We start from the raw sequence: 17,438 nt of genomic DNA, 5'->3' as shown, positions 1-17,438 counted from the left end.
GACTCCAAATGAGAACATTCTGTTTCCGCAAAAGCTCATGCGTGCGTGTAATCTTATCGGCAGCGGCGGCGATCATGCAGATCGGAATACTGACCTTCGTCCCAGATGCTGCTCTGGCGCATGGTGAGCGCAATCAGGAGCCGTTTCTGCGGATGCGGACGGCTCATTTTTACGATGTGAAGTGGAGCACGAACGAAATTCCCGTGAACGGTGAAATCGTTGTCACCGGCAAGTTCCGACTCTTCCCGATCTGGCCAGTCAACCTACCCCTTCCCGAAGCGGCCTTTCTGGGAAACGGGACGCCGGGCCCGGTGCTAGCCCGAACCGAGAGCTACATTAATGGCGTCCCAGCAATTCAGTCCACCAAACTGGAGTTGAACCGGGACTATGAATTCAAAACAGTGCTCAAAGGACGAGTGCCAGGCCACCATCACGTCCATCCGATGATCAACGTGATGGGAGCCGGGCCGCTGCTCGGACCGGGAAACTGGCTGACGGTGACGGGGAACGAAAGCGACTTCAAGCTTCCAATCAAAACTCTCAGTGGCGAGACTATCGACAATCTCGAAACCTGGGGCCTTGGCAGGGTGTTCTTCTGGCATGGCTTGTGGGTTGCGATCGCCATCGTGTGGCTTGTCTGGTGGTTGCGCCGGCCGCTCCTGCTGCCGCGTTTTCGCGCGTTGACGGAAAAAGGCGGCGATCGATCTCAGCTCGTTACCAGCACCGATCGCCTATTTGGGGCCGGTTTGCTCGTGGCGACGATTCTCATCGTATTCTTCGGCTTTCAGGCGACCGACACCGCTTATCCAAGGACCGTGCCGCTGCAGGGGTCCCGCGCAACCGTCGAGCCCCTACCGGAAGTGCCTGAGCAGGTCAAAGTTGTGGTCAACAAGTCAAACTATGACGTCCCTGGCCGCTCGCTTCGTATGAACGTGACACTGACGAACAATGGGAGCACGTCAGCGCAGCTTGGCGAGTTCTTAACTTCCAATCAGCGCTTCATCAACCATGAGGTTAGCCAGGCAATGGCGACGGTGGATCCGAATTACCCCAAGGAATTGCTTCCTCCGAATGGGCTTAAGGTGAGCGACAGCCGAGCGTTCAAGCCGGGTGAAACGAAGACAGTCGATATCGAAGCGGCCGACGCGGCATGGGAGACGGAGCGCTTGAGTAGCCTGATCAACGATCCGGACAACACGTTGGGAGGACTGTTGTTCTTCTATGACGAGCACGGCAAACGGACAATCTCAAACGTCAGCGGCCCCATGGTCCCTGTATTCACCGATCCCGACAACCGCACGGCTGAGAATCCGAAAGGAGGTGCGGGTTGAACATCGTAAAAGCCGCAGTGCTTGGAATTCCATCTTTGCTCCTCATCCTAGACTGCGGTGGGGCGCGGCCAGCGATTGCACACGGGGGAGTATCGATGGAGAAAGACGTGTGCAAGCTTCGCGCTGGGCCCTATATGATGCATTTTACCGGATACCAGCCGGCCAAGCAGGGGAATCAGGAATTTTGCGAGGACATTCCGGAGATCGGCCGCACGGTCATCGTCTTGGATGCCGTCGGCGATGTGCTACGTGATCTGCCCATCGAGGTGCGGTTGTTGCGAGACGCCGGCAACGACGTAGACAGCGAGGCCGTCCTTCGAATCCCGCCAAAACAATATCCGACAGGCTCACTATCGTTTCAGTACACGTTCCCCGAATCCGGGCGCTTTGTGGGCCTCGTGACAGTCGGCGACGGACCGAAGTACGTATCGAGATTTCCGTTTTCGGTTGGTTACGGCAACGGGATTTGGGTCCGATATAGGGACAGTTTCGCAATCGTTCTAGGAACGCTGGCAGCCGGGGCCACCCTGTTTTGGTACTCCACGTTGCGCAAGGAAAGCTAGGCTAGCACTTTGTCGGCCGCTGTCCGGCAATAAGGGTCACACTCATGTCTCACGAAAAACACGGAAACAAGAGCGATTACATCCGAGTAGCGACGGGGCCGTCACTCGATCATGCTGGCACGCCAAACTTGACCGCCGGCACCGGCAGGGCGCGAACTAGGCTGATTCAAGGGACGGTAAAAGAACTCTCGTCCGCAAGCAGGCGTCCGGTATCAGCGCTTGGCATCACGTTGCTGTGCGTTGGCCTCGTGTGCCTGCCAACGGCTGCCTCTGCACATGCCGCTCTCGTGAAGTCCGATCCCGCGAGCCGGGCAGTGTTAGCTCATTCGCCGCAGCAGATCGAACTGTGCTTCAACGAACGCATAGAGCTCAAGTTTTCGAAAGTGGAGCTCAAGAACGCCAACGGTCAGTCGCTAACGCTCGGCGATTTGAAAGCAGGCAATGATCCGAAGTGCATGGTAACGGCAGTATCTGACATGAGGCCGGGCAGCTATTCAGTTCATTACCGCGTGCTCTCGCAAGACGGGCATGTGGTGGACTACGGCTATCAGTTCACCGTCGAGGAACGTTAGGCATGCGGAATGACGGTATTGTTTCCAGCTCTGTGCAAGGCCATCGCTGACATTGCGCTTGCATGGGTCATAGGCGGAGTACTCTTTCTGTTGCTGGCAGCGCCGTCTTCCGATCCGTTCCTTGCCGCTTGGCAAAGACGAGTGCAGGTGAGCTTTCTCTGGGCGGCCGGCATTCACCTCTTCGCTACCGCTGGGTTATTTATCGCTCAAGTCGCGATTGCGACCGATATGGGACTACCGGAGATAGTAGCGGTTGGCCAGACGCTGGAAAGCTTCGGATTTGACACACATTACGGTCGGATCACGCTTGCAAGGTTAGCGCTCTCTCTTCTTTTGCTGCTGCCGACAGCGATCCTAATTCGCGGCTGGTCGAGGGAGCAGCAACGTTTAGCTTCAATCGTGACAGCCGGGACAGCAGCACTGATCGCGCTGATTGGTCCACTTGCTGGACACGCCGCCGGGGAAGACAACAGCCGTTGGCTCGTTCCGACCTATCAACTTCACGTGCTCGCGGTTTCTGCTTGGCTTGGGGCCTTACCGGCTTGGATCTGGCTGGTGGCTTCGGTCGCTGTCACCCCCACGGAGACTCGGCGCGTCTATGTCGCAGCGACGCTGCGACGTTTCTCCCAACTAGCAATCGGTTTCGTGGTCGTCGTCGTCGCATCAGGTTTGGTGCTCGCGTTTAGCTCCGCTAGTTCGGCTGGCGAGTGGCTTGGCACGACCTACGGTCAACTAATTATAACGAAGCTTGCTCTACTTGCATGCATCCTGTTGGTGGCCAATCGGATTCGCACGCGCTTCCTACCCGTCATGGAAACCGTAGGGGCAAAACCCGCGGCTTTTCTTGCAGGAGCTGGATGGGCAGCAACTGAATTCTTTTGCGGTGTTCTGATCGTCGGCTGCGCAGCCGCGCTCTCTTCAGTCATACCAGCACGACATGATCAGCCCATCTGGTGGCTGCCGTTTCGCTTTTCAATCGAAGCCACGTGGCCGGCGTGGCCGACGCCCGTTATCGCGGCGGGCGCCTTCTCACTAGCACTATTGTCACTCTTCTGGGGCCTACTCGTTTGTTTGAGAAAGCCGCAAAAGGTAAAAGCAGTTGCAGCAGGCGCCGCCGCCGTTATTTCGGTCGCAGGCGGTCTGTGGCAGATATCCGTGCAAGCCTATCCCGATACTTACCGCCGCCCGTCGGTTGCCTATTCGACGATATCAATAACCAATGGAAAGCGTCTATTTGCCCAGAATTGTGGGGCTTGCCACGGCAGCGGAGGGCTTGGCGATGGTCCGGCGGCATCGACCCTTCCCAAGCCGCCCGCGAATTTGAGCGAACCGCATACTGCGCTGCACACGGCCGGCGACATGTTTTGGTGGCTTAGCCATGGAATTCCAAAAAGCGGCATGCCCGGATTTGCTGATGTATTGGACGAACAGGCCCGCTGGGATGTGATCAACTTCCTGCGGACGTTTTCAGAGGGATTTCAGGCGCGCCTCCTGTCGCCTGAAATCGTACCCGATCATCCGTGGCTGGGGGCTCCAAACTTTTTCTTAGAGGACGAGAATGGGGCGGAGAGGGAGCTGAAGGACTTCCGTGAGCAAAGCAATGTGTTGCTCGTGTTTCCCGAAAAGTCCGACGCAATGCGCATTAAACAGCTACGCCTTGAGCAGAAAAGATTCCGGAAAGAACGATTGTGGGCGATTATCGTGTCGCCGGACGCAAAGCTGGCGGCGGGCGTCCCGAATGTCCGGCATGGAGCACAAGAGGTTAGAGAAAGTTACGATCTGCTCTCCCGGAGCACTACAAATCGTGGAGATCCCAAGCGTTTGGAAATGGGAAGACATTCCATGGAATTCCTAATCGACAGGTTCGGATACATCCGTGCGCGCTGGTTGCAAGAGGAGGACGAATGTGGTTGGCAAAATTCCGACGAGCTGATCTCGCAGGTCCGAGTTCTCAATAGAGAGTCCAAAATTCTCCCGCCACCCGCTCAACATGTGCACTGAATTAGTGGAAATCTTTCAGGGCTCGCAAACAAAGGAGGAAAGCATGCAAATATCATCCCGTCCCAACCGGTTTGGCGATCGATTCGAACAGTTCATTTGGTGCATGATTCTTGTGGCTGGCGCTCTGGTCGCGGCTCCAGCCCACGCACAACACCATGAGCCGGGCATGCACCATATGCACGGGTCTGACGGCGCGCCTGTTGCGAGATCGGGAAATACCGGCGAGCTGCCCGCATTGAAGATCCTCCTGCCGCAATCGGGTAATACCATCGGCGAGCGTGTTGCTTTCGTTTTCCAAGCCGACGATAACATCGCAGAAATGACCATGAGCTCTGCCAATCCGAGCGTTCATCTGCATGTTGCGATGGACGAAACCGAGCTCATGCCAATGGCAGACCAACTGATCCAGCTTGGTGATGGCCGCTATCTCTATGTTTTCGATCTCCCTGCCAAGCCTGGTCGGCACACAATAAGACTCTATTGGGCGGATCCGCAGCATCACACAATCTCCGAGACGGTACAGACCCTCAACGTGGTTGTGAAGGAATCAAAATGAGCAAGCCGTCAATCATTGGGGGCTTAGGTGTGAGCCATTATCAGGAAAGTCTTGCGCGTGCGCTAGCTGATCCGGAAGGATTTTGGGCGGAAGCTGCGAAAGAGGTTGATTGGATCGAGTGGCCGAGAAAGATCTTCGATCCATCAATGGGCATCTACGGCCGTTGGTGCGCCGGAGGAGCGGTCAACACTTGCTACAACACGCTCGATCGCCATGTCGCACATGGCAGCTGGGCGGCGGCCGTTCCGGCGAAATGCGGATCACGCGGTTCTTCGCCGCGCAGTTCCTCGGCGGCTTCATTGGGCGCCTCCTGCAATGCGACGCGTGACGAGCGCTGATCTGACGTGAGTTGCGGCGCTCGCCTGCTAGGCCTTATCTTGACCTCAATGGTCCTCATTTGGCTTATCCGTTTGGCGATGAGCAAACAGGAAGAGATACGGGCTCGCCGTGTTGCTCGTTTCTTCCAAGATCGCTGGTTTGCCATTTGGCATAGCGAAGATGAACCAATTGCAGGGCGCCGTGAGCGCCCCGCAATCCAACAGTCCGAAAAACCCAGACTAACCTTTTCAGCTCGGACGTGGCTCACGGTTTGGACCATCGGCATCGTAGCGACGGGCCGTGGCGCCAATACCGAGAACTCAATTGACCTCAAGGTCATGGGCATATGCAGCGAGCTGTTTCCGAAAGCAGACGCACAACGAGACTCCGTGACGCCAGATGCTCCGGAAGAAAACGTGGCAGCAACGCGCCTGCAAAAGCCAGACACCGTCTCAGAGTTGATCCTCCGCAGCGAAGGCGCGCGCCACCGCAAGTGCGTGGGCGGGCGTGTCTCCTGACATATCATGGATGGGTAGTTCCGCATCGGTGCTGAAGTGAACTTGGTAGGTCGGCATGGGAGTTCTCTCCTCTTGTTGTTTCTGAGTTAAAGACGAGTCCGGAGCCGCTAACACGGCGGCTCCGGCACCCGGCTATTCGGCGGCTACGGCCATCGGCTCCGGCGTTTCAGGCTTGGGCATGCGGAGGACCGACGGCAACCAGCCCTTGCCTTTGAGCCGTTGCGCGGCGGCTTCAGCCATCGCCTGTTTCTTAAGGCCTGCGATGTTGTCGGCGGCTTCAGGAGACGCGCCCTCGCGCACGGCCTCAGGGATGCGATCTTTCGAAACGCGCCCCAGATAGTTCGCCGCCGTAGGCGTCCAATGCTGCACCATGTCGAGCCCAACCGCCTCGGCAAGCTGGGTCGCGGCGGCTTCGTTGAACACCGCTTTTGGCTTCTTGACCGTATCCACCGTCAACGAAACACAATGCGCCAAAAGTTCGAGGCGATCTCCATGGTCGAGCGCGGATACATAGGCCCAAAGCTCGAAGGATCATCGGGTAACACTTTGAGCCATGCCTCGTGCCGCTGGACGATCATTCGTCCAGCCGCGCTCGCGTTAATGTCCTTGACGTGCGCGGGCAGATACGCGGCTTAGCAGGTTGCTTGCTGCCTCGCGGAGCGCGGCAAAGTTGAAGTGGAACGCATCCTCATGAACCAACTGACCGGCGAGGCTATCGAGTGGATTGCCGTCGCCATTTTCCGAAGGCGTAGTGGGGAGGTCCTCGCCATCTTTCACGGGCGGATCGACGATCAATGTACCGCCCGCACCATCGGAGCGAACCGTGAAGTTGCCGACGTTCTGGGCCGACGCCAGATGGATGGTCGCAACAGGAGCGCCATGACTGGACAAGATCAGATCGCCGGCCGTGTGAGCAGCATTCAGGACGGCTGTCGCCGTCATCGTCGTATCGAAGGGAACATTGTGCACGTCGACAAGATCGCTGATGCCATTGTAGCTCGGAAGCTTGTCGCCATCATGGGCATTCACGACGCTGTCAACGATGACGGTATTGCTCGACCCTGCGACCCGATAGACGCTGCCGGCCCGCACATGGATCGTGTTGTGGTCGCCCTGGATGTAGGTATTTAGGGCATCGGCATTTGAGGTAGATCCTACTTCCGGAGCCGAAGATCGCATCGTTTGAGCCGCTGACATTGAGGTGATCTGAGGCCGGCAAACTGGACCATTTTTGGCTAGAGTTTGCGCCTGCCGAATCCCCTCGGCTGGGAAGACCGGACGACGATGAAGGCCTCAAGATTTTCGGACGCCCAGAAGGCGTTCATCGGAGATCTGCCGCAAGGCCGGGATCAGCCAGGCGACCTACTTCAACTGGAAGAAGAAGTATGACGGACTGCTGCCGACCGAGATGCGGCGCTTGAAACAGCTCGAGGATGAGAACGCCAAGCTAAAGAAGCTGGTGGCGGATCTGTCGCTCGACAGGGAGATGCTGCAGGACGTGATCCGCCGAAAGCTATGAGGCCTGGCCGGAAGCGCAAGCTGGTCGACGAGGTTTGCTGTGAGTGGCAGGTCTCGATCCGTAAGGCTTGTGAAGCCCTCGAGCTCGACCGATCGACCTATCATTACAAGTCGCGTCGCTCCGCCCTCGAAGATCGGATCAAGCAGATCTGTCATGTTCGCGTTCGCTACGGATATCTGGGTCTCACCCCGCGGCGCAGTGATGGCGCTAGAACGCCGACCGTACTGCATCAGGATTACATATTTCCACTGTCCGAGTGACTGTCGGTAGCGCACCGGCGATGTGGCACTCATTGTAACCATTTGCTATTTCGCCAGTTGCGCGGACACTGATCCAGTTGTATCCGCGACCCTTCATGCTCGTACACGCTCAGGACTTCGCGATTGAGCGAACGTAATCGCTAGTGACTTCCAGTGAGGATCTGGACGCACCCGATCACGACCTCGATCAGGATGAGCACGACAATGGCGACCTCCAGGCGAAAAGAGCGTTGCGTGTCGATAATATCCGTTAGCGCATTCCCAGTCTCGGAGATTGCCTTGAGCTTGCGCTCGAGCGTGTCGAGACGCTCCAGCAGTTCATATTCGTCCTCCAGACGCGAATAGAGACGGTCGAGCCCGGGCCTCTCCCCGAGCACGTCAGGCTTCTCCGCGACGGCGACACGGCCAGCGACGCGCTGCTGCACCAACAGCACGTTACCAATCAGTTGCAGGATTCCCTTGCGTCGGCGCGGCGTGCGGCCGCGCTGGGCGAGCTCTCGCGCAAACGGCTCGATGACGTCGAACACGGCGCCGACACGGCGCTCGTCGCGGGCAAGCGCGGTGCTCTTGGCGATCGCGTCCGCGATCAGGAGCAGCCGGTCGTCGGAGAATTTGGCGATGCAGATTGGCCCGCCAGGCTGGATAGTCTCAGAGGCGTCATCGTTGCAGAGCTGCGCCTGTGCGGTCTCTTCCTCGTAGGGACTGAATTCGCCGATCACGCGCGGCTTCAGGGTGTCGACCAGAACCCTCTCTTCGGAGGGCGAGAGGCCGATCAGCACCACGATGCCGTAGCGGAAGATCACGGCGAGCCCGGCGTGGACCCGGAACGCGGCCGGCGTCGACGACACCATCGTTCCGATCTCCAGGCCCGCCGCATTGATGCGGTCGCCGAGCATCAGAGCACGAATCCCCAAACTTGGCGCGGCGTCCTGCCGCGGTGATGATGCGAACGTGGCCACAGAAAGTTGATCGCCGTTCACACGAAAATCCTCCTTGGACAGATCCAGATCACCCATTTGCTTGTTTGCTTGTCGAGACGCGACGGCCGCACGCCGCAAGGGTCGCCATCCTTGCAGGGATGTCATCAGTCGCACTGTCCCGACAATCTTCGCGATAAAAGTCAATTACGCTCGTCGGAGCGCGCACGCGAGGACACCGTCACTTCCATCGCGATGAGGTCGGCTTTCTGTCATCTTGGGCAAGTTGCACCTACTGTTCGTTCGGGAGCGCCGTTTAATGCTGCGATCATGTTCCGCTCGTGATCAAGCGGCTCGGCGTCGCATTGTCGCGATTGAAGCGAATATCGAGCAAGTGACTGTCTCATGCTTGAGGCTGGCGCGTACGCTTCGACCCAGCTAAGCATGTCGAGGATGGGCAATTGGCTGGTGAGTCTCCATCCCTTATCCGCTTTTACTTGAGTTTCCGCCGCGCGATCATTGCGGAGCAATCAAGCCCCTGCACGGAGCCGAGGAAGCCATGTCGCGGTTCGGTGGTTGGTTCCGTGCATATGTCAACGCCTTGTGGGCAAAGCCTCCGCGCTGCCACTTCGGCGTCTTCCAACTTCGAGTGCTGCGACGCAAAGGTCCATTTACCCGGCCGGGCATGCGCGCGCGTACTTGTAAACGTAGAACATGCGCTATCTCCAGGCTAGCATCTACGCTTCGCTCTCGCCGCTAACAACCTGCCGGAATTGGTAGGCCGGCTAACCTCTTGGTTGCTTGATCATGTAGGAAGAAGTGCCGGACGAGATTGCGCTGTTCGTCAGCTTAACGGACCGCGCGGGGAGTTGAGTTTCAATTGAATGCAACTCCATGCCGAGGTGCCTCCGCTCCAAAACAGCACGATCTACCTCAATCGTACAGCGCTTGACATGCTCCACGAATTTGAATCTTAGCGCACGCATTGGGCTGTGAAGGAAGTGGACCTTTACCGCGTTATGCTCCGCAAGGTCAGATCCTGTCGTCAGCGCGCCATGGTTTTCCAAATTGCCGAACATGAGAGTATTGAGCCAACCCTCGCATCAGCGATGATGCCGTTCGTCGCAGATCTCGAGGGGCACGTTCATGCAGAAGCCGGTGTCGGTGGAAGACCATCGCCGAGCCATAGAGGACAGCCTCACACGCCAAAAACGGCTCGCAACAATCCATTTGGATGTGCTCGTCGGAAACTGATCGCCTTTCTGTAAGCACCCGCCGGCTGCCTGGGCGCTGCAGCGCCAATCGGACTTAGGCACGGCCATACTACCAGAGTTGATAGTTTTCTTGCTCTTCAACTATCAGCTAAGTTGAGCTGTTTCGGAAGGCACATGTCGTGCGCGCAAAGCGCGGCCGGGAGGGGGAGAAGAATCGATGCGGTTTGATTTCACCGCGCTGCGTCACACTCTCTCAATGATTGCCCCATTCGCTCAACTTGTGTCGCCCTGCGATCCTGTCGCTCGTCTTCCGTTGGCAATTGCCCCGCGTCTTCAAAAGGACTATCGGATCGAAAATTCAATTGAGAATGCAAAATGACTGATGACGGGGCGATTGATGCTGGACCGGTAAACTCTATTGGTGGACCTCATATCCTGCTTGACCTTTGGGAAGCGAACCACCTTTACGATCCGTCCATCGCGGAAGACGCAATTCGAAAAGCTGTTCGCGCAGCGAAAGCGACGCTGATCCACCTTCATGTGCATAGGTTCTTCCCAAGTCACGGCGTTTCGGCAGTAGCGTTGCTGGCCGAATCGCACATGACCTTACATACTTGGCCTGAGAGCGGCTACGTGGCTGCTGATGTTTTTGTCTGTGGCAGCGGTGATGCAAAAAGTGCAGTCGCGGTTTTGATCGAGGCTTTCCAGCCTAGGCGATCTGACGTCCGCAGTGTGAGAAGAGGTAATGGTCAGGCAAGTGGAGCTTACGACCAAAGCCCATAAGGGGTGCGCCGCGCCCAGACGTGGTCGCGGGAGGGGATGCGATCCGTGGTCATGGCCCATCGACAGTAGGGGCACAACGCACCAAGGGAGCCGATCAGTTCGGCCCGCCGGACCTCTCGCATCGGGCTACTGCCGCTCACCCTCATAGTCTTGACAGACAGACATAGTTTCGCGCCAATCTCGTCAAGTCACCGCATCGGGATTTGTCGTCCGCACTGCAAAACTCCATTGATCTTCAAGCGTAAGGTCTCGAATGATGAGTGAGAATTCTTCCTCGCATACGCGCAAACCCGTGGTGTCAAGGCGAGACAATCAACATCCGACTTACCTTGCGTTCTCGGAAGACAGCGATCTCTTCGATAGATACAGCTATTGTCTGCGCCGCATCATTCATCTCAGCCATACGCCTTTTCAAGCTGTATGCGTTGCGGAAACCGCGAATTATGGCGTCACTCTTTTCTTGGATGGCATGATCCAAAGCGCTGCTTTGGATCAGGAACTGTATCACGAACTCTTGGTCCAACCCGCGATGCTCGCTCATCCAGCACCTAGGAATGTACTGGTTATCGGCGGGGGAGAAGGAGCGACCATTTGGCAGGCGCTACGCCATAAGTCGGTCGAGACAGCAACGATGGTTGATCTCGACAGCGAACTGATTAATATGTGCCGGAAATATCTGAAAGACTGGCATCGAGGAGCTTTCGACGATCCCCGATGCAGGATCGTTTTCTTGGATGGTAGAGAGTTCATCGTAAACGACCAAGACCTTTATGATGTCATTGTCATCGATTTGAGCGATCTCGTTTCCGACAGCCCGGCGCTGGCTCTCTACACGCGGGAATTTTATCTGCGTATCAAAAGGCGGCTGAGGCCTGGCGGCGTTGTTGCCGTTCAGGCGCTGAGGTTTTCTTTTGCTGACGGCGGCGCTCATGCAATGCTGGCGCGAACGCTCAAGAGCGTCTTTGAGCAAGTTCATACTTACAGCGCGTTGATTCCCTCATTCTTGCGAGGTTGGGGATTTCTCGTCGCATCTGACTGGTTCGACCCGAACCAACTATCCGCGTCGGCTATGAATTCGACAATCTCAAAACGCTTGGAGGCATCTCTCTCTCACTTAACCGGTGAATTCTTTAGGTCGTGTTGTACCCATTGCTCACAAGCGCAAAGGCTACTTGCGTTGGACGGGCCTATCTTTGAAGATAATAAAATGGGCGATCTCGATAAGATACTCGCACAACTAGTACCTCTGCACGGTGAATTTGACCGGTTGAGCGTTGGATCAGAATAGGTCCGGCAGTTGGTTGGGATCAACGAGCAGTTCGATGCTGCGGGGTGTCCTAGGCTGCCTTCGAATGAATCCTGCTCGTTCGAGCGTCAGCACCATCTGATGAACCGATGGCGGGCTGACGCGGAAGTATTCCTGCATGTCGGTCTCGGCCGGGGGACGGCGGTGTAGCCGCGTGTACAGGTGGATATAGGCCTGATATTGGCCCTGCTTGGCGGTGAAGGTTTTTCCCGAGCGACTCGCGCCGGCCATCCGATTCAGCTGGTGATCCATGCCTCAACAGGAGGAGGCACGGATGAACGTACGCTATCGGGTCGAATTGAGCCAAAGCGAGCGCGCAGAACTCATGCATCTCATGAGCGGCGGCAGGCAGGCGCGCAAGCTCAAGGTAGAACGGCGATCTGCCGCCCAGGGGAGGGCGTTGCCATCAGCAATCCGACCGTCTCACAAAGGCCTCGGTCGAGCTTCGAGTTCTGGCCCGCGTGGCGGGTGTTGATGATCCCGCCTTTGCATTCCGCTGAGATGATGGTGCTGCCCTTGGTTGCTACAACGTCGCCCTGGCCGGATTTAGGATTGACGATGATCTTCTCGCCCCGTCCGCGAAGACACCACCATAGCTCGTCGTGCCGGTTCGGGTGATTTGCTCGAAGCCCTGACGTTTCAGCCAGCCCACGAAATCAAACTGGCGCCCATGCATCCCGTCCGGGTGAATGGCGACCTCCATGGTCGTCTCTGTCCGCAACAGGTGCATGCGATAGGCGACCATCACCGCACCTTCATAGAACTGATGCTCGGCCTCGCCGGTTTGCCTGCCGCGCCGGCTGAGTGATGACAGGATCTCTGAAATAAGATCGTCAAAGTCCATGTTAAGCGCCCCCTCTCAATCACCCCGCCGTCGTGCATGTTTCCGGCCGGGAAGCATATCGATATCCGCCTTCTTGCGCGCCTTGCCGCCGAGCTTCGCCCACATTTTCTCCCGCTTCTTCACCGAAACAGTCTTTTCGTCATACTTCCCTCCTCGTAAAGCGCAATGGTCGCGATCAATAGACAATGACAGATCGAATAGATTTGCCCCCATGCATGAGATCGAAGGCTGTGTTTATCTTGTCGAGAGGCATCGTATGGGTGATCAGATCGTCGATCTTGATCTTGCCTTCCATGTACCAGTCCACGATCCGCGGCACGTCCGTGCGACCGCGCGCTCCGCCGAAGGCGGTGCCCTTCCACACACGACCGGTGACGAGCTGGAACGGCCTGGTCGATATTTCCCTGCCGGCCTCCGCGACACCGATGATGATCGATTCACCCCAACCACGATGACAACACTCGAGCGCTTGTCGCATGACGTTCACGTTGCCGGTGGCATCGAAGGAATAGTCGGCGCCCCCGTCCGTCAAGTCCAGGATCGCCTGCACGACCTTGTCATTACCGACTTCGGACGGACTGATGAAATCCGTCATACCGAACTTCTTGGCCATTTCGACCTTCGCTGGGTTTATATCGACGCCAACGATCCTGTCGGCACCCACCATTCGCGCGCCTTGAATGACGTTTAAACCGATGCCGCCGAGGCCAAAGACCACTACGTTCGATCCCGGACGCACTTTCGCTGTGTAGATCACGGCACCGATTCCGGTCGTAACGCCGCATCCGATGTAGCAGATCTTGTCGAAGGGAGCGTCTTCGCGGACCTTCGCCAGAGCGATTTCCGGCAACACCGTGAAATTTGAGAAGGTCGAGCAGCCCATGTAGTGGAAGACTTCACGTCCGTCGCAGGAGAAGCGGGTCGTCTTGTCAGGCATTAGACCTTGGCCCTGGGTAGCGCGTATCGAAGTGCACAGGTTGGAGCGCTGCGACAGGCAGGTCTTGCACTGCCGGCATTCCGGCATGTAGAGCGGAATGACGTGATCGCCTGGCCTCAGCGAGGCTACACCTTCGCCAATCTCGCGCACGATTCCCGCGCCCTCGTGGCCGAGGATCGCCGGAAAGTTACCTTCCGGGTCCAGACCCGACAGCGTGTAGGCGTCGGTATGACAAACGCCCGTCGCCTTGATCTCGACAAGCACCTCTCCCTGTCGCGGACCGCCGATTTCGATCGATTCTATCGACAGCGGCTTCTTGGCTTCCCAGGCGACGGCTGCTCTGGATTTCATACATGCTCCTTCGAGTGACAAATTTTGCAGGGCGACGATCAGCATTCGTCACCCCGTAATTCTCTTTGCGTCAGTGATCGCGATCTATGGTGCCGCTCGCGTTCGCGTCGGCCTTGTAAGACGATGCGGATCAGTCGTTTGGGCGATCAAATCCGGGGAAAGATCCGACTGGTCGTCGAGCACCTCCCGGATTGTTTTGCTCGAGATGAGCATCTTCTTCGCCAGCTCGGCCGGACGCTCGTAGCCGATCGCTGGGGTGAGCGCCGTCGCAATCGCGGTGCTGGCCTCCAGGTGTCTCTGACATACTTGGACATTCGGCGTGATGCGGAGGCCACATGGCCCGAGACATGTGAATAGCTTCTATAGGGAAATGCTTTGCGTTCGAGAATCGGACCAGATCCGTCGTACGAAGTGAGAAGCCCTTCCGCATGGGGTTCCACATACGGTCCCCATTTGAGAATGACCGACTCAGTACCACTGAGCACCTGAGAATGACCGTCCCTGCCGCCGTCGATCACGAACTGATCAACATCGCGCGAATTCAGTCCGTGTTCCGCCAAGGTGGAGATAACAGCATCAAGATTTTCGATAGCTTGATACCGCAGATTGTTATTCCGCTTCTCTTGCTCCACGCAAAAGACAAGCCATCCGTTCTCGATAAGAGCAATCGCTCCGTCATGGCTCAATTTGAGGCCGCAAATGCGCATAGCGCCTCCATGTCTAACGTCCAAAAATCTAGCTTCCGCCGTATCTCGATGCAGAAACTGGGCCAAGCGAACCAGCGGAATCGCGCGATGTATTCGCTCCCGAATGTCGTTTCAGCTAGCAGGTTTGTCTGATTGCAGACTCAGGCATGTTCGGTCTCATGTAACCACACGCGTGATGTGCAGTGACTGCCCGCACCGTCAGCGGGCTATTGGAGACGCGGCGTTTTGGACATAGGTCGGCGAGCGATACCAGAGTTGGCCTAAAAGTTGCTCTGCGCTAGGAAGTGGGACCTGGAGGGGGCGCGTTTGCTCTGTTCCTTGTCACCACCATCGTCAGGATTACCGGACTCTGGCCGGCCATCCTCGCAGACACCGGTGCGACCGTGCTGGTGACCTTAAATGCGCTGCGTATGCTCAAGGCCACGGGAGCGTAGCATGAAGGCGCCAGCGGCAATCCTTGCGAACTCTGCTCTCGCTCTGTTGCTCTCGGCAACGATGACGGGACAGGCCAACTCCCACGGCAGCATGGCCAGCGAAAGGCGATGGGCAGCCGAACATGTCGCGGGGGTGCCGGGCGACATCCGCCGCGATGTCGAAGCGCACGCGAGAGCCTGCAGCAATCAGGCCGCTGCGGCAATTGTTCCGTGTCGATCGAAGCGCCAGACTACGCTTTCGGGCTCAGCATTTCGGGGACTTCGCCTGCGCCAGGCGGTCTTTGCTCTGTCTCGTCCGAGTCTTCGTGGACGACGGAAGACATCAGCGGCTCGTCCCAAGCTGCAGCTTGGCGAGCATGCGTTGCAGCTCCTTGCGATCGACGCTGGCGCTGTCCTTGAAAAGGGCAACATCATCCTTGAAGACATCACGCTTGAGGGCGTTGACGCGGCGCGTCGTCCGCTTGGGCGATTTCTTCAGTTGAGCGGCACCACCAATTCCGTTGTCTTCGATTCGGCCCTCTTGGTCGTCTTCATTCTCCTTCGTGTTGACGTTTTAGCGCAGACTCCGGGGCCGAAACGTCTTGCCGAGCCCCAGAAGGACGGGGGTGGCGCACGCAGGGGCGCTGCTGCCGAGTGGCATCACCCGGCCTGCACAAGCGCAGCGCGGAACCGCAGCGGCGAGCGCCGTTGGCCCTTGCGAGCGCCGGGAAGCGGAGCACCTGCTCATAAAGAACGTTCCAAAGCTGAAAGTCAGAGAACCTGTCTCAAGCAGGGAGCCGAAAGGGCTACCCAGTCCGCTAGTAGGCGCACGGATTTCAAATCGCGACGGCGGTTCGAGAAGTCGATTGAGCTGGTTGCGAAGGATGCGTTTTCAGCCGTCGTTCTTGGCCCGCCATACAGCTTCTCGTCTTCGCGATCGTAGTAGCGATCGCGCTCGAGAGCGCACGCTTTGACAGGCCACGTGGAAGTTATGCCGGGGTGACGCGAACGTCCTCCTTTTTGAATACAGGCTCATTGCATTGAAGTGATCTCCTATTTGGCCGGCCGCGTGACACCGTCGGCGGAATCGTCCAACCAGGACGCGCGAGAAAGCGCCACTGGCAGGCCGGGCCCGGCGCGACACACACAGCGCATAGAGCCCAATCGCTTGCGACGCGCTCAAGTCACGGGCGTTTCGGCCGAATATACAAAACGCGAAGCAACTCCACACCATGTCGGTCGGCAGATCGATCAGCGCATGCGCGACGTGTCGGCGATCAGCGCCAGTGATCCAGCAACTTTGGCCTGGCGTGTTCACACATTCTACAAAGCAGAAAGCCACTCGCCCCGTTCATACGATCGACGATCTGCCGAAAATCTTGCCCTTCGAAGAGCTCGTTGTAGTCATCACGTAGAAGATTTCCAAAAACATGGCGCCTCTCGAAATCCATGCAACAGAGTGTGATGTCGCCGTTTGGCAAAAGAACATTGCGATAATGCCTTCCTTCAGCACATGTGAGAACTCCAGCTATCGGCGCTCGTGGTTCAGCGATCTTAGGGTCGACGCTTCCACCCCTGCTAATCAGCGATCCCTTGCGAACCAGCGCCTCGGCGGGGATGAGCTTGACGAGATCAGGATGGATCTCGCCGAAGGCAAGGAATTGTATCGAGGGAATGTCTGCGTCCACCAATTGACGGAACAAATCGAGATAAGGTTTCCTGACAAGGCGGCTATTCATGTGCTCGCCGCTATCAAATACGTGGACAACAAACGCTTTAAAGCGCAGCGGCTGTAAGCGGCGTAGATCGCGCTCGCTCATTCCCACAAGCGTCGTGTAGATTCGGATGCCATGGCCACACGCGTGAGCCTGCTCGACCATCTCTGTACAATCCCGATTGAGCCATGGTTCGGAATAGCCAGAAAAATGAATGTCGACCGCTGTCGGTAGACGCGCCAGACATCGTTTAAATCCTTCAAGCGGAAGATACTTCACATCGGAAACTGCCCTCTGACGCTCTGCGAACTTGTGTTGCGGACAATATTTACATCCGACAATACAGCCTGTTGTGGTCGTTATTTCTAAGACCCTGCCCTCCGGAATGTGCGCCTCTCTTGAGAATGACCTGTCCATGTTTCTCGTTCCCTGTCGGGGGGGCCGTTGCAAGCTCAAGTTTGGACGCAAGGCGCGATCCTGATCGATTCTTGGGGCGCTGTCTGCGAGCCACAGGAAGCAGGATTTGGGCCACCGCTCTTCGCTGTCGCGCGATTCCCACGGTGTTAGTTTCCCGACACATTGCGGTTTAGCGAAGCTCCCGTACCGGGAGCGC

The 17,438-nt window shown here is 57.2% G+C and carries 19 protein-coding genes and 3 pseudogenes; 12 read left to right on the top strand and 10 right to left on the bottom strand.

Annotated elements, in window-relative coordinates; translation table 11 throughout:
- Positions 1–8: 8 nt before the first annotated feature.
- The 7 genes and pseudogenes from amoB (at position 9) to Q2941_RS11265 (ending at position 5,859) form a co-directional block, all read left to right on the top strand.
- Complete coding sequence (gene amoB / locus Q2941_RS11295; protein ID WP_458192521.1) at positions 9–1,331, top strand: bacterial ammonia monooxygenase, subunit AmoB; 1,323 nt, start codon at positions 9–11, stop codon at positions 1,329–1,331.
- 95 nt (positions 1,332–1,426) lie between these two features.
- A complete protein-coding gene (locus Q2941_RS11290; RefSeq protein ID WP_458192520.1) occupies positions 1,427–1,894 on the top strand; it encodes a hypothetical protein in 468 nt (155 codons plus the stop codon).
- A gap of 44 nt (positions 1,895–1,938) precedes the next feature.
- Complete coding sequence (locus tag Q2941_RS11285) at positions 1,939–2,466, top strand: copper resistance CopC family protein (protein WP_283021216.1); 528 nt, start codon at positions 1,939–1,941, stop codon at positions 2,464–2,466.
- A gap of 9 nt (positions 2,467–2,475) precedes the next feature.
- Complete coding sequence (locus Q2941_RS11280; protein WP_458192519.1) at positions 2,476–4,467, top strand: c-type cytochrome; 1,992 nt, start codon at positions 2,476–2,478, stop codon at positions 4,465–4,467.
- Positions 4,468–4,510: 43 nt separating this feature from the next.
- Positions 4,511–5,023 (top strand): hypothetical protein, encoded by a 513-nt coding sequence (locus tag Q2941_RS11275; RefSeq protein WP_458192518.1) that lies wholly within the window; start codon positions 4,511–4,513, stop codon positions 5,021–5,023.
- Positions 5,020–5,250, top strand: a pseudogene (locus Q2941_RS11270) (acetyl-coenzyme A synthetase N-terminal domain-containing protein); the annotation flags it as partial. The gene Q2941_RS11275 and the pseudogene Q2941_RS11270, both read left to right, overlap by 4 nt.
- 150 nt (positions 5,251–5,400) lie before the next feature.
- On the top strand, positions 5,401–5,859 hold the full coding sequence (locus tag Q2941_RS11265; RefSeq protein ID WP_458192517.1) for a hypothetical protein: 459 nt from the start codon (positions 5,401–5,403) through the stop codon (positions 5,857–5,859).
- Between the two features lie 132 nt (positions 5,860–5,991).
- On the opposite strand, the gene Q2941_RS11260 is transcribed toward Q2941_RS11265, so the two are convergent.
- On the bottom strand, positions 5,992–6,282 hold the full coding sequence (locus tag Q2941_RS11260) for a hypothetical protein (RefSeq protein ID WP_458192516.1): 291 nt from the start codon (positions 6,280–6,282) through the stop codon (positions 5,992–5,994).
- Between the two features lie 174 nt (positions 6,283–6,456).
- The gene (locus tag Q2941_RS11255; RefSeq protein ID WP_458192515.1) at positions 6,457–7,056 is read right to left on the bottom strand and encodes a hypothetical protein; all 600 of its coding nucleotides are present in this window, start codon (positions 7,054–7,056) and stop codon (positions 6,457–6,459) included.
- Between the two features lie 87 nt (positions 7,057–7,143).
- Here Q2941_RS11255 and Q2941_RS11250 point away from each other — a divergent pair.
- A pseudogene (locus tag Q2941_RS11250) lies at positions 7,144–7,554 on the top strand (transposase); the annotation flags it as partial.
- 224 nt (positions 7,555–7,778) lie between these two features.
- On the opposite strand, the gene Q2941_RS11245 reads toward Q2941_RS11250, so the two are convergent.
- The gene (locus Q2941_RS11245) at positions 7,779–8,618 is read right to left on the bottom strand and encodes an RMD1 family protein (protein ID WP_458192544.1); all 840 of its coding nucleotides are present in this window, start codon (positions 8,616–8,618) and stop codon (positions 7,779–7,781) included.
- 1,368 nt (positions 8,619–9,986) lie between these two features.
- On the opposite strand from Q2941_RS11245, the gene Q2941_RS11240 reads away from it, so the two are divergent.
- The 3 genes from Q2941_RS11240 (at position 9,987) to Q2941_RS11230 (ending at position 11,840) form a co-directional block, all read left to right on the top strand.
- Positions 9,987–10,148 (top strand): hypothetical protein, encoded by a 162-nt coding sequence (locus Q2941_RS11240; protein ID WP_458192514.1) that lies wholly within the window; start codon positions 9,987–9,989, stop codon positions 10,146–10,148.
- Positions 10,145–10,552, top strand: coding sequence for an adenosylmethionine decarboxylase (speD, locus tag Q2941_RS11235; protein ID WP_458192513.1), 408 nt, complete (start codon positions 10,145–10,147; stop codon positions 10,550–10,552). The genes Q2941_RS11240 and speD overlap by 4 nt, the downstream gene beginning before the upstream one ends.
- Before the next feature lie 253 nt (positions 10,553–10,805).
- A complete protein-coding gene (locus Q2941_RS11230) occupies positions 10,806–11,840 on the top strand; it encodes a spermine/spermidine synthase domain-containing protein (protein WP_458192512.1) in 1,035 nt (344 codons plus the stop codon).
- Here Q2941_RS11230 and Q2941_RS11225 read toward each other — a convergent pair.
- The 6 genes and pseudogenes from Q2941_RS11225 to Q2941_RS11200 form a co-directional block, all read right to left on the bottom strand.
- Complete coding sequence (locus Q2941_RS11225; protein WP_458192511.1) at positions 11,832–12,110, bottom strand: LexA family protein; 279 nt, start codon at positions 12,108–12,110, stop codon at positions 11,832–11,834. The two genes, Q2941_RS11230 and Q2941_RS11225, sit on opposite strands and share 9 nt — an antisense overlap.
- Positions 12,111–12,381: 271 nt before the next feature.
- Positions 12,382–12,702: a hypothetical protein gene (locus Q2941_RS11220; protein ID WP_458192510.1), complete on the bottom strand. Its 321-nt coding sequence runs from the start codon at positions 12,700–12,702 to the stop codon at positions 12,382–12,384.
- Between the two features lie 15 nt (positions 12,703–12,717).
- Positions 12,718–12,888 (bottom strand): hypothetical protein, encoded by a 171-nt coding sequence (locus tag Q2941_RS11215; protein WP_458192509.1) that lies wholly within the window; start codon positions 12,886–12,888, stop codon positions 12,718–12,720.
- A complete protein-coding gene (locus Q2941_RS11210) occupies positions 12,878–13,990 on the bottom strand; it encodes an S-(hydroxymethyl)glutathione dehydrogenase/class III alcohol dehydrogenase (protein ID WP_458192543.1) in 1,113 nt (370 codons plus the stop codon). Before Q2941_RS11210 ends, Q2941_RS11215 begins: the two co-directional genes overlap by 11 nt.
- A gap of 84 nt (positions 13,991–14,074) precedes the next feature.
- Positions 14,075–14,263, bottom strand: a complete 189-nt coding sequence (locus Q2941_RS11205) for a hypothetical protein (RefSeq protein ID WP_458192542.1) — start codon at positions 14,261–14,263, stop codon at positions 14,075–14,077.
- Positions 14,264–14,313: 50 nt separating this feature from the next.
- Positions 14,314–14,697 (bottom strand): annotated as a pseudogene (locus tag Q2941_RS11200) (carbamoyltransferase N-terminal domain-containing protein); the annotation flags it as partial.
- Between the two features lie 435 nt (positions 14,698–15,132).
- On the opposite strand from Q2941_RS11200, the gene Q2941_RS11195 reads away from it, so the two are divergent.
- A complete protein-coding gene (locus Q2941_RS11195) occupies positions 15,133–16,053 on the top strand; it encodes a hypothetical protein (protein ID WP_458192508.1) in 921 nt (306 codons plus the stop codon).
- A gap of 334 nt (positions 16,054–16,387) precedes the next feature.
- On the opposite strand, the gene Q2941_RS11190 is transcribed toward Q2941_RS11195, so the two are convergent.
- Positions 16,388–17,242 (bottom strand): radical SAM/SPASM domain-containing protein, encoded by an 855-nt coding sequence (locus tag Q2941_RS11190; RefSeq protein WP_458192507.1) that lies wholly within the window; start codon positions 17,240–17,242, stop codon positions 16,388–16,390.
- Positions 17,243–17,438: the final 196 nt, after the last annotated feature.

It is taken from the genome of Bradyrhizobium sp. UFLA05-153 (assembly GCF_054185185.1).
The sequence above is the reverse complement of the archived record's forward strand: the minus strand, read 5'-3'. Positions and strand labels throughout refer to the sequence as shown.